Source organism: Anaerocolumna aminovalerica, from assembly GCF_900115365.1.
GTDB lineage: Bacteria > Bacillota > Clostridia > Lachnospirales > Lachnospiraceae > Anaerocolumna > Anaerocolumna aminovalerica.
The window spans coordinates 1-12,950 of sequence record NZ_FOWD01000032.1 but is presented as its reverse complement, the minus strand read 5'-3'; the positions used below and the strand labels follow the sequence as shown (position 1 = coordinate 12,950).

Below are 12,950 nucleotides of genomic sequence, written 5' to 3'. Positions count from 1 at the left end.
TTAGGACTCTTATCATCTTATTAGTTCTTACAATGATATACATATTAAAATAAAACATGAAAATATAAATGGAGGAGAGTTATATGCACGAAATAGGGGTTCTTATGGAAGTGGTGAAAAGTGTTGAACGGTATGCAGCAGAAAATGAAGTTGAAAGCATTGTAACCTTAGTATTACAAATCGGAGAACTCTCTTCCATGATACCAAAGTATATGAAATCCCTCTACCCTGTCGCTGTAGAAGGAACGATTCTGGACGGCTCAGAATTGAATATCGAGATTCTGCCTGCCAATGGTTTATGCAAAAGCTGTAATAAAGTATTTAAATTCTTGGAATATGAAGGCAGATGTCCAATATGCAATGGCAGAAATATTGAGGTACTAAGCGGCAAGGAATTCTTTATTAAAGAAATTGTATGCTATTAAAATCCAAAACAATTCCCTATTTCTAGATTTGAAACAACACAGCAAAAAACCTATGCTATTACAAAAGTATAGCATAGGTTTTTTTCTGAAATATTAAGCATCTACTGATAAGCTGTTATTGCCGCAAGTAGTTTTATTTTATCTATAATTATATCCCCTATATTAATTCAAATGTAACATATTCTTCTGTACTGCTGTCAGTGCCAACAAACACATGGAATTCACCTTTTTCACTGCCAAAGGTTAAATCCGCCTTACAGAATCGTAACATTTCTTCCGTAATCTGAAAAGTTACTCTTTTCGCTTCACCAGGTTGCAAATCCACCTTCTGATAACCTTTCAGTTCTTTTCTCGGACGGACTACACTACCTGCACAATCTCTGATATAGAGCTGAACTGTCTCTGTTCCCTCATATTCTCCTTCATTTTTTATAGTAACATATGCCTCAAGAGTCTCTTCTTCATTCATGATATCCTTACTTAACTTAAGGTCAGAATATTGAAACTTTGCATAACTAAGCCCATATCCAAAGGGATAAAGAGGGGCATTGGGAATATCTCTATAATTAGATTTATATTCTTTTTCTCCGGTTCCTGGATTATAAGGCCTGCCGGTAAAATACTCATTATAATGAACCGGTACCTGACCTACACAGTATGGAAAACTCATAGGCAGCTTTCCGCTGGGGCTAACCTTTCCGGTAAGAACATTAAGAATAGCATTGCCTCCCTCTGTTCCAGGCATCCATACATTTAATATTGCTTTGGATTTTTCTGATACTTCCCGTAAATCCAAAGGTCTGCCAGTGAAAAGAATTACCCCAATATTAGGATTCACTTCATATATAGCATGGAGCAATTTTTCCTGAGCTTTCGGTAAAGTTAATTCCGCCCGGCTGGCAGCTTCACCAGACATACAGCGGTGTTCTCCTAATGTTAATATTACCTTATCTGCATTCTTTGCTGCTTCTACTGCCTCTTTTAGCATTCTATCCTGGTCTTCCTGTATAATCTTCTTATAATGGTGCTCCGGAATTAAGTTTCTATCTTCCTCTCCAAGAATGTTACATCCTTTGGCAAAAGTCATCTCATAATCCATTCTATATTTCTCTGCCCCATCTGCTATGGATACCGTATCTTCCGGTCTTCCAAGCATTGACCATGTACCGTATATTTCCTTTTCATGAACAAAGGGGCCAATGAATGCTACCTTATCTTCCTTTTTTATAGGAAGAATTCCATTATTCTTTAATAGAACAAAGGACTTTTCCGCTGCTTCCAAAGAAACTTGTCTATGTTCATCACATAGTATAATTTCTTTTTCTTTTATCTCATCTGCATCTTTATATGGATTTTCAAATAAGCCTAATTTATTTTTTAAGTTAAGGATCCGAAGAACCGCCTCATCTAACAGCTCTTCCTTTACTGTACCCTCTTCTATAAGAGAGGCAAGGTTTTTACTATATATTCCTGTCATCATGTCAATATCTACACCGGCATTCATAGCCACTCCTGCTGCTTCTTTTCGATCTTTTGCATATCCATGATATTGCAATTCTTCTATAGCTGCCCAGTCAGATATCAGTACTCCATTAAACCCCATCTCATCCCGCAGTATATCTCGATTAAGCCATCTGTTGCCGGTAGAGGGAATTCCATTTAACGTATTAAATGATGTCATTACCATTTCTACTCCAGCTTTTATAGCCCCTTCGTAAGCCGGAAGATAATAGCCTCTAAGGGTATTCTCTGAAAGTTCTACCGTGTTGTACTCTCTTCCTCCGGTGGGAGCACCGTATGCGGCAAAATGTTTTACGCAAGCTGCGATTTTGAATTCCTGTCCTACATTATCTCCTTGAAATCCCTCCACCATTGCAGTTGCAAAGTCACTGTTCAACTTTGTATCCTCACCAGTAGATTCCATTACTCTTCCCCATCTGGCATCCCTGACTAAATCAACCATTGGTGCAAAAGTAACATGGACTCCGGAAACAGCAGATTCCTTGGCTGCTACCTCTGCGCATTTTTTTGATAATTCCGGCTCAAAGGTAGCTCCTTGTGCTAAAGGAATAGGGAATATGGTTCGGAATCCATTGATAATATCCATCATAATTAACAGTGGAATTTTATGAGGATGTTTTTCTATGTAAGCATCCTGTATTTCTTTATATTTTTTTGCACCTAATAAACCGATTACCGAGCCTGCCTGTGAAATACTTTCCTCCGTTATTCCATTTTCCCTGATTGGCCCGGTAAGCACTGTTTCATCTATAAAAAATCCGCTGGTCACCTGTAAGAGCTGATTTATTTTCTCTGTAAGGCTCATGTTTTTAACTAATTCTTTTAATTTGTGTTGCTCCATTGCACGTTCCTTTCTGTCATACACAGTACTGTAATGTGTTATTCTATCCAAGTATTTTTTTAACGGAACCTCTTTTTAAAATTACAGAGTCATACACCATGTGCTGTGATCTCTCTCCGTTCATCATTCCGTGCAACAATGATACTGCAGATAAAGCCATTTCAGTTGCAGGCTGGTACACAGTATCCAAAGCCGGATTATAGAACTCAGTCATTTCTATTCCGTCGAATCCTATAATGGATATATCATCCGGAATCTTCTTTCCCCCAGCTAATGCGGCCTTTGCAGCTCCAATTGCCAATACGTCGGAAAAGGCAAAAACAGCAGTCATGGAAGGATTTCTTTGCATTAACTGCTTCATAGTCAGGAATCCTGCACGAAAGCCTGAACCATTTACAGGAATTCCGGTAGAGATCAAGTTATCATCTACGGGTATTCCACTTTCTTCTAATGCTCTTTTATATCCTTGATACCGTAATATATTCGGTGTAACTAAACCGGCTACATCCTTATATAAAAACCCTATATTTTTATGTCCCATTTCAATCAAATATTTAGTTGCTTTATAGGCTTCTATTTCATCATCAATAATCACACTGGAGTAAAGGGATGGGTCAACATTTCCTTCAGAACTTACTGTAAGAAGAACGCATGGAATTCCAAGCTGTTTAAACTTTGCTTCCGTATAAGAGGAGAATGAACCTCCCATAATAATTACTCCGCATAAATTACTGTGCATAGATTCACTGATTGCGGTGTCAAGTTCATCGGATGTTTCATCTACGTTTTGAATCAGAAGGGGATATCCTCTGGATGCCATTTCGATTTCGATTACATCCATCATCTTAATAAAAAATGGATTGGACATGTACTTGACAATCAGTGCAATATTTTCAGATTGAGTCAATTTTAGATTCCGGGCATTGTTATTAGGAATGTAATTGTATTCATTAATTACATCCATTACTTTCTTTTTTGTTTTATCACTAACTGAACCTGTCTGATTTATTACACGAGAAACTGTCGCAATACCTACACCCGATAATCTTGCTATATCCTTAATATTGATATTTGCCATCATGTACCTCCAGTATCGACAAAAACTTTATCAGAATAAATAATTTATCAAGATAAATTTTCATCTTAAATGATATTTATTTTATTTAAAAGAGGCTGCTGCAAAAACTGGCATTCTTGATTCATATATGTACCCAGAATGCCAATCATTGTTGTGCAACAGCTCTTTTATTGTCTATTTTACAACCTGTGTAAAGGATGCTAATTGATTATTTACTTCTTCTATAACTGCATCAATACCTGCTCTCTTTAATTGATTTCTGTATTCTTCTATTGCAGCTTCTACATTATCAGTTTTACCTAACATAAGCTGAATACCAAGCGTTGAGTTTACGTTAGAAATAGCTGAAAGTTCTGTACTTACTTTGGAAGGATCAAAGCTGAATCCGGTGTAAGGATCACTAAGATATGTCTTACTCCACTCTTCCATTTTTTCGTAACGGCTTGGATGTTCTGTTCTTAATGGAATCTTAAATTCAGCGTTGCTGAATGCCCATGCTGAAAAACCTCCTGCATCTACGCTTTCATCAAAACTTGCAGGTTTTTCAAGATAACCGTCTACAATTTCGTATTGGCGTCCTTCAATACCAGACTGCCATAAATTGTAGTAAGATTTATCTGTTAAGAATTTTTCAATTGCCATAACACATCTTTCCGGATATTTTGAATTAGCATTTACAACTGTAATATCCTGTGCCGGTGAACTTTTCATTATTTTATTATGATCTTCTGCAAAATACCATGCATCAATATCCTGATCTTGTAATTTACCATGAATATTAGTATAGTTTCCTGTCCAGTCTCCCATATGTGTTATATAAGAAGAAGATTGCCCATTCTTATACATTTCTTTATCACCGGTTGAAGAGGATAGAATATCCTTAGGCCAATAACCCTTTGCTTCCCATTCATCCATCATTGTTACAAACTGTGCGAATTCATCAGTGAATGCCGGGTGAATAATATCTTTATAGTTCTTGTAATCACGGGTTACTAAATGCATTTCTTCTGTTGATATACCAGGAGCAGGAACCCAGTTTCCAGTAGTTTCTATTAGCATTTTATAAAAATCCCTAAAGATATCAGCATTACCATTGAAAGGATAGATGCCGTGAGCTACGGAAGCATCACAATATGCAATCATGGATTCTAAATCTGTAACTTCACTGATTCCCCATTTTTTACAATTCTCCTTATTGTAAACAAATCCCGTACTGGTATAACCTGAACCAAGGGTAGGTACTCCGTAAATTTTACCTTCTGATGAAGTTGCAGCCCAACTTGATTCAGGAACTGTATCCTTCAATGTAGGAGTATACTTATCAACAATATCTGTAATATCATATAAGGAACCCTGCTTTGCTAATGTGTAGAATGGTACGGCTGTGTTAATTGATGCATATGCCATATCAAAAGCTTCATTGGATGCCCAGATTAATGGATACTTTGTACCGATATCACCCCAGTCAATGTACTTGACTTCAATGGATGTATTAATATCTTCTGTCAGCTTACGATTAATTTCTGCCAAAATATCATCATTAGCCACCCCTGCTGAACCATAAAGATACATAACTAGTGTTACATGCTCGGATAAATCCACATCCCCCTCAGACTTGTTCTCAGTTTTCTCAGTCTGATTTCCTGTTTCATTGGTGTTTGCCTTTTTTCCACATCCCGCTAATAACGTGATGGCCATAACAAGGCATAAAATACCAGACATAACTTTTTTTAATTTCATACTTTTTCCTCCTTTTATTTTATAAGCCTTCCTCTCAAAAGTAAAGCCTATAATTTCTAGTTTATGCGGATATTAGCAATTCACTTTCGCTGCTTGCTCACCCTTTTACGGAACCCATAGTAAGTCCGGTCACAAAATACTTCTGTACAAATGGATATAATAAAATAATCGGTCCCGTAGTTAATACTGCTGTTGCCATCTTCACCGACTGGGTTGGTAAAGTTTCAGCATCAATAAAATGCCCCTGACTTGTTAAAGCTTCAATATTTGTTTGATTAATCATCTTCTGGAGATAATACTGTAACGGATACTTGGATGGTGTATCAATATATAAGCTGGCACTATACCATTGATTCCAGTATCCTAAAGCAAGGAATAGTCCTACAGTAGCTAATGAAGGAATTGCTAACGGCATAAAGACTTTCCTGTATATGGTGAAAGCACCTGCACCGTCCATCATGGCGGATTCATACAATTCATCCGGTATAGACTTCATAAAGTTTCTCATTAAGAATATGGACCAGGCACTAATCAGCCCCGGAAGTATCATTGCCCATAAACTGTCCTTTAAATGAAGATACCTTACATTTAAAATATAAGTAGGTACTAAACCGCCACTAAATAAGGTAGTGAAGTATATAAAAAAGGAAAAGAAATTTCGATATTTAAAATCCTTACGATTAAGTACATATCCTGCCATAGACATGGCAACTAAACCAAGAACTGTACCTACCACAGTAGTTGTTATAGTAACTTTATAAGCATTAATAAGCTTTGTAGGATTATCCAGTAAATATCTGTAAGCTGCAATACTTAACTCTTTAGGGAATAACTTGTACCCTTCTGCAACAATTTCTTTTTCTTTCATAAAGGAAGAAGAAATCATTAATGCGAATGGGAAAAGGCAAGTTATAGCGAAAATTCCCACAACCACATAGCAAATAATATTCAAAGTCCGATTACCTTTGCTCATTTTGATGGAATTACCATTTTGATGACTTTTTTTCATCTTCTGCCTCCTTTTATTAAAACAATGCACTTTCCGGTTCTAACTTACGAACTATCATATTAATAGTCAGAACCAGAATCAAACCAAACACAGACTGATACAGACCTACAGCTGCACTGGATGAAAAGTTAAAGGAACCAATTAAACTACGATAAACATAAGTATCAATAATATCCGTCTGATGATAAAGGAGTGAATTGGTACCGATCAGATTATAAAACAAATCAAAAGATCCTCTCAAGATGCCTCCCAGACCAAATAATACTAATAAAACAAAGGTCTGTTTAAGAAGCGGAACCGTTACGTAACGAATTCTTTGAAAACGACTGGCCCCATCTATATAGGCAGCTTCATAAATCTCACTGTTAATACCTGTAATTGCTGCCAAATATACAATCATTCCATATCCGGTAGTCTTCCACATGTAAAAGAAGACAATTATGTATTTCCATATCCCAGGATTAGTGTAAAAAGGAAATCTCTCCATACCCATATTTACCAAGATGGAATTTATAAATCCGTTATCATAATTAAAAAAGTTATACGCAAAAACTCCAACTACAACGTAAGAAATAAAATGTGGGAGTAAAATTACCGATTGAGATACCTTTTTAAAATATTTACCGGTTATTTCAGATAACATAATAGCCAATACAATTTGAAAAGAATGGCTTAAAATTAAAAACACCACATTGTATAATAATGTATTTTTTGTTATTCTCCAAAGATCACCATTCTTTATTAAAAATTCGAAATTTTTGAAACCTACGAAATCACTTCCAAAAATTCCTTTTGTGGGATTGTAGTTGACGAAGGCGACATATGCCCCTGGCATCGTGATATAAGAAAATATAATAAAATATACGATTGCCGGTAAAAGCATAAGGAACATAACCCAATTCCTACGTATTTCTTTTCCAAATACACGGAAACCCTGCTTTACTTTCAATTCCGTTCCTCCATTCTTTTTATTATCAAAACTAGGAAAATAAAAATTAATGAAATACAATTGGAAACGTTTCCTTTAGTTTTGATATGTTTATAATAATCTATTCATGTTTTTTTGTCAATATGTTAATTATATTTATATAAATTATTTTTTTTTATGCATATTAACCAAGACAAGCTATTGACTGATATCTCCTATTCTTTTTAATATTTTTTGTCAGATGCATTTCTGCATCATAATTACTAATTTTTCTTGACATATAATTTATGTTCTTGTATACTTCTTTGTAATTGGAAATGTTTCCACTCATTTTTATGAAGGAGGTAACTATATGATACTAAAAACTTTGTCTGCTCCTATAGCCTTGAAAAACGGTAACAGCAATTTTACTTTTTTACCCGGAGGAGACAGTTTTGAATGGATTCATGAATCCATTCTGATTAATGCTTTTCGAGGTAATACATTAGATGGTTCGACCAATAATATATACCTTCGAATATACAAAGACGATTCACTTAATTTTTATCCATTAATTGGATCAGCATCCAAAAGTAGTTTAAAATCAAGTAATTCTTCCCTTGTTTTTGAAGGAATTGCGGAACAGATCAGCTATACTGTTACTTTTCGCTTAACCCCATATGGCATCTGGTTTTGGGATATCTCTTTAAAGGGTGAATGTAACAAAGCTGATATTATCTATTCCCAGGATATCGGAATTGGCTCAAAGGGAAGTGTAAATACAAACGAACTATATGCGGCACAATATTTAGGACACAGTATTTTTGAAGGGGATTGGGGATATGTTATTTGTTCCAGACAAAATATGGAACAGGAAGGTACCTATCCTTATTTGCAGCAAGGAAGTCTTGGAATACGTTCCACAGCTTATTCTACTGATGGAACACAGTTTTTTGGCCTTTCTTATAAGAAAACCAATATTCCAGAAGCATTGCTTAGCAATCTTCCCAGTAAAAACAAACAATATGAATTGTCACATACCGCACTTCAAACGGAGACATTTTCCTTATCCGGTACGAAACAATTTTCCTTTTACGGTATCTGCAAATCCAATCATCCGGAAGCTATTAAAGAAATAGAATACCTACAGGAATTACATAAAGCCTATACATCCAGTGAACCCCAGAGTTTCCAGCCTGTTAAAGTGCCCTCTCTTACTAAAACAGGAACTCCTTATGCATCTGAACAATGGAATATGGAACAGTTGAACAAATATTTCCCTCATAGGATACTGGAGGAAAAAGAAGGTGATTCATTACTTTCCTTTTTCACCCCCACAAATAGTCATGTGGTTTTACAATCAAAAGAATTGATAACAGAACGTCCACATGGACATATTCTGATGACAAACTTTGATTTAACAAAAGTACCTCAAGGGGTGGTCAGCTCCACTAACTATATCTATGGTTTATTTAACTGTCAACTGGTAGTGGGCAACACGACTTATAATAAGCTGCTATCCAACCATAGAGGGCTATTAAACGTAGAAAAAAACAGCGGGCAAAGAATCTATGTCAAAATCGGTGATTTCTACAGACAGCTTACATTACCTGCTGCCTATGAAATGGATGTATCAGGAAGTACCTGGTACTATCAGCTGGATGAGGATATTCTAATCATAACTACATTTGCCATGTATAACCGACCGGAGATAGTTCTAAAAGTCAGATCTGTAAATAATAGAAAATATGATTTTATTGTTACTCACCAACTTACTGTAGGGCCAAATGAATATGAAAACGACATTGTGTTAGAAAAAGAAGATAATATAATACAGATTCATCCATCTTCAGATGTTATTACAAATTCTTTTTATCCTGACCTTCATTTTCGTATGAGAATTCCTAAAAATAGTACTATAACAGATGATAGTATCTTCTTTGAAGAGAATACTACTATAAATCCCTCTCTTTTGTCTGTTATGATACCAGATAGCTCCAATTTTGATATTATAATACAGGGCTATGATAGCAGAAATGAGATTCCTTTTCTGGACAGCTATGATTATCCGGCTCAAAAGGAAGCTTATCATAAATACTATGACAGCTTAACAGGCAATTTTAAGTTAAGTGCTCCAAATGGTATCCCCCTTACAGCAGAGAAATTAAATGCTATTATATACTGGTATGCACATGACGCTTTAATCCATTTTGCTTCCCCACACGGACTTGAACAATCTGGTGGTGCAGCTTGGGGTACTCGTGATGTGTGCCAGGGCCCTATAGAATTTTTCTTAACTACCCAGCACTATCAACTTGTGCGAAACATATTATTAACCTTATTCTCTCATCAGATTGATCAAAATTTTGAATGGCCTCAATGGTTTATGTTTGATCTTTATCCTATGCATCAGGATGACTGCCATGGTGATGTAGTATTTTGGCCCTTAAAAGCCATCAGTGATTATATACAGGCTACCGGGGATTCGTCTATTCTGGAAGAAGTTGTGGATTACCGCACTGCACAGGATGCATTGCCTGCCAATAAGCCTGAAACCATATTGCTTCATATAAAGCGTGCTGTAGATGCCATAAAGAATCGTTATCTTCCCGGTACAGCTCTTATCTCCTATGCCGGCGGAGATTGGGACGACACTTTACAGCCTGCCAATATAAAGTTAAGAGAAAACCTGGTGAGTGCTTGGACACAGGCACTTGCTATGCAAACACTGGAACTGTTGAGTAATTCTGTTTCCCATAGGGATGAAGCTTTTGCAAAGAACCTTTCCCGCATGGCTAAGGAAATTAAAGAATCTTTCTATCGGTATCTGATAAAAGATGGGGTCATAGCCGGCTTTCTTTACAGAGAGTCTGAGGAGCATATGAAATATATGCTGCATCCCAGGGATACAGAAACATCCATTCAGTACCGTTTACTGCCATTAACCAGAAGTATTATTGCCCAATTGGCAGAACCTGAGCTGGCAGCCCGCAATATGGAAATTATCCACCAACATTTATCTTGTCCCGATGGTGTCCGCCTGATGGATCATCCTGCCAGCTATAACGGAGGAATCAGCAAAATCTTTTTGAGAGCAGAACAAGCAGCCAATGTGGGCAGAGAAATCAGTCTGCAATATGTTCATGCGCATATTCGCTATATTGAAGCCTCTGCTACTTTAGGATTGGCAGAAAAAGCCTGGGATGCACTGATGCGCATTACTCCTGTCCTGCTTACTAAGTATGTACCAAATGCATTAACACGCCAAAGTAATGTATACTATAGCAGCTCAGAAGGATGTTTTTATGACCGCTATGAATATGCGGCTAATTTTGATAAATTAAGAACTGGTGACATATGTGTAAAAGGTGGTTGGAGACTATATTCCAGCGGCCCTGGAATCTATATTCGAAGAATTATCGCCGACTTACTGGGTATTCGTTTTAAACATAGATTTATACATATAGATCCTGTCATAGCAGAGGATTTAGATGGAGTTTCCTTTCAGTATACCTGCTATGGAAAAACTGTCTCCTTTATCTATCATATAGATAATAATATGGAGCAGCCAATTTGTATAAAATCAGGCAACGAAGAACTTCCTGGTAATTACATTAAAAATCAATACCGAAATGGCGGATTTGAAATTTCACAAGATGTCTTCTTAAAAGCTGCGGAGAAAAACAATGAATTTCATATTTACTTAAAGAAATAAGCATTCGATAATTCAGTTGATAGATTATATCTTTATAAGTTTAAATAATTATTTTTATTTCAAAAGTGAGGAAAAGCCTATGAAGGTGGTAACATTTAATATCCGTTGTGATTACAATCAAGATGGTAATAATAATTTTCAAAATAGAAAAGATATCATTTTAAAGAAATTATATAAAGAAGATGCAGACATAGTCTGTTTTCAGGAAGTATTACCCCATGTAGCCAGCTGGCTTAAAGAGAATTTAAGGGATTATTACATTCTGGGCTGTGGCAGGGAAAAAGACTTAAAGGGCGAACAAAACACCGTGGCCATTAAGAAAGATAAATTTCAGCTAATATCTATGAATACTTTTTGGCTGTCTTTAACTCCTGAGGTACCCGGAACCAGATACGAAAAGCAAAGTATGTGTCCAAGATCGGTTACTGAATTATTCTTCCAGGACTTAGAGACGGAAAAAGTATATTATCTCTTAAATACCCACTTAGACCATGAGGGAAGTGAAGCAAGGGTACTTGGTATGGATCAAATACTAAAACACATGAAAAAAACAGTGGAACAAAAAGAACAGGCAGGGTATGGAAAAATTGAGATGATATTAACCGGAGATTTTAACGGATATCCTGACTCCCCTGAAATACAGCTAATTGAAAAAAGTGATTTTTTAAGAGATCTTACTTCGGGGATGGAAGGGACATTTCATGATTATGGAAGAATGGAACCCCCTGAAAAGATAGATTATATAGTAGTTTCTTCCGGTTTGGAATGCAGTGAACGTGAGATATGGAAGGATTGTGATAATGGAATTTATTTATCGGATCATTATCCTGTTAGTGTAGTATTAAAGAATATATAAGCTTGAAGGTTAAGAAGTGAGTTGGATAAAGACCAGGTCTGTGGAAGAAAGGTCTGTGGAATAACTTTTTGATAATTCAATATTTTGAGGCTTTTTGATAGCATACCTTTTATAATATAAACAATAATGATGGCTGTCACGATTTGGTTTAAACAATAATGTTTACAAAACTGTGACAGCTGATTTTAGACAAACTTTGATCCTCTAGTATTTAGAGTTTTATATTCCATAGATTTAGTTTGAAGTTGTGATTGAATTACTACTCTTCTATCTCTTATCGCTTCAATTATTCAGGATAAAATTCTCTAAAATAATTTATATTTTTATTATTGACAAAATCTATTGTATATGGTATATTATAACACGTGCTTGTAAAACACATACAACAAAATCTTATATGCGCGAGTGGCTCAGTGGTGGAGTATCGCCTTGCCAAGGCGAGGGTCGCGGGTTCGAATCCCGTCTCGCGCTTGCATCAAACCCTTGATTTTCAAGGGTTTTTTCTTTTGGCTCTTTGTCAAGTTTTGGGGTGGGTTCCCTTGGAACCCACTTTACAACTGGTATTAGAGCCTTTTTGATATTCTACTTATAATTATCTGTTTTTGGGTACACGAAATAAACCTCCGTGTCAGTCTCTTTAAAATTATCTAGTACAATGTAAAATTCTGGTTCGGAACCTTCTGAAATTTTTGATTCCAAAAGAGTTACGTTTAAGCACCTTTATTTTGTTATTAAATCCTTCTGTTGGTCCATTTGTGAGCCCATATTTAAACGCATTCAATATCTCTTTTGACCAATTTCGATATGTAGATGCACATTTCTCAAATTCGGTAATACCCGATGATTCGGCTGTTTTTA

9 protein-coding genes and 1 tRNA gene are annotated in these 12,950 nt (G+C 36.0%); 4 read left to right on the top strand and 6 right to left on the bottom strand.

The features are described from left to right. Positions 1-83 precede the first annotated feature (83 nt). A complete protein-coding gene (locus BM183_RS15380) occupies positions 84-425 on the top strand; it encodes a hydrogenase maturation nickel metallochaperone HypA/HybF (protein WP_091687760.1) in 342 nt (113 codons plus the stop codon). 157 nt (positions 426-582) lie between these two features. Here BM183_RS15380 and bglX read toward each other — a convergent pair whose 3' ends face one another. The 5 genes from bglX to BM183_RS15355 form a co-directional block, all read right to left on the bottom strand. After that, positions 583-2,787 carry a beta-glucosidase BglX gene (gene bglX, locus BM183_RS15375; protein WP_091687785.1) on the bottom strand — a complete coding sequence of 735 codons (2,205 nt, stop codon included), beginning with the start codon at positions 2,785-2,787 and terminating at the stop codon, positions 583-585. 43 nt (positions 2,788-2,830) lie between these two features. Beyond that, the gene (locus tag BM183_RS15370; RefSeq protein ID WP_091687759.1) at positions 2,831-3,865 is read right to left on the bottom strand and encodes a LacI family DNA-binding transcriptional regulator; all 1,035 of its coding nucleotides are present in this window, start codon (positions 3,863-3,865) and stop codon (positions 2,831-2,833) included. A gap of 174 nt (positions 3,866-4,039) precedes the next feature. Next, positions 4,040-5,605, bottom strand: coding sequence for an ABC transporter substrate-binding protein (locus BM183_RS15365; RefSeq protein WP_091687758.1), 1,566 nt, complete (start codon positions 5,603-5,605; stop codon positions 4,040-4,042). Between the two features lie 97 nt (positions 5,606-5,702). Continuing rightward, complete coding sequence (locus tag BM183_RS15360) at positions 5,703-6,614, bottom strand: carbohydrate ABC transporter permease (RefSeq protein WP_091687757.1); 912 nt, start codon at positions 6,612-6,614, stop codon at positions 5,703-5,705. A gap of 16 nt (positions 6,615-6,630) precedes the next feature. Then, positions 6,631-7,563: an ABC transporter permease gene (locus tag BM183_RS15355; RefSeq protein ID WP_308742967.1), complete on the bottom strand. Its 933-nt coding sequence runs from the start codon at positions 7,561-7,563 to the stop codon at positions 6,631-6,633. Positions 7,564-7,894: 331 nt separating this feature from the next. Between BM183_RS15355 and BM183_RS15350 the strand changes: the two genes are divergently transcribed. The 3 genes from BM183_RS15350 to BM183_RS15340 all read left to right on the top strand — a co-directional run bounded on the left by BM183_RS15350 (position 7,895) and on the right by BM183_RS15340 (position 12,563). After that, a complete protein-coding gene (locus BM183_RS15350) occupies positions 7,895-11,236 on the top strand; it encodes a GH36-type glycosyl hydrolase domain-containing protein (protein ID WP_091687756.1) in 3,342 nt (1,113 codons plus the stop codon). Between the two features lie 79 nt (positions 11,237-11,315). Continuing rightward, positions 11,316-12,092 carry an endonuclease/exonuclease/phosphatase family protein gene (locus BM183_RS15345; RefSeq protein ID WP_091687755.1) on the top strand — a complete coding sequence of 259 codons (777 nt, stop codon included), beginning with the start codon at positions 11,316-11,318 and terminating at the stop codon, positions 12,090-12,092. Between the two features lie 399 nt (positions 12,093-12,491). Beyond that, positions 12,492-12,563 (top strand) — tRNA-Gly (locus BM183_RS15340). Positions 12,564-12,735: 172 nt separating this feature from the next. Here BM183_RS15340 and BM183_RS15335 read toward each other — a convergent pair. Then, positions 12,736-12,950: transposase (locus tag BM183_RS15335; protein ID WP_139221540.1), on the bottom strand; the 215-nt coding region annotated here is incomplete at its 5' end.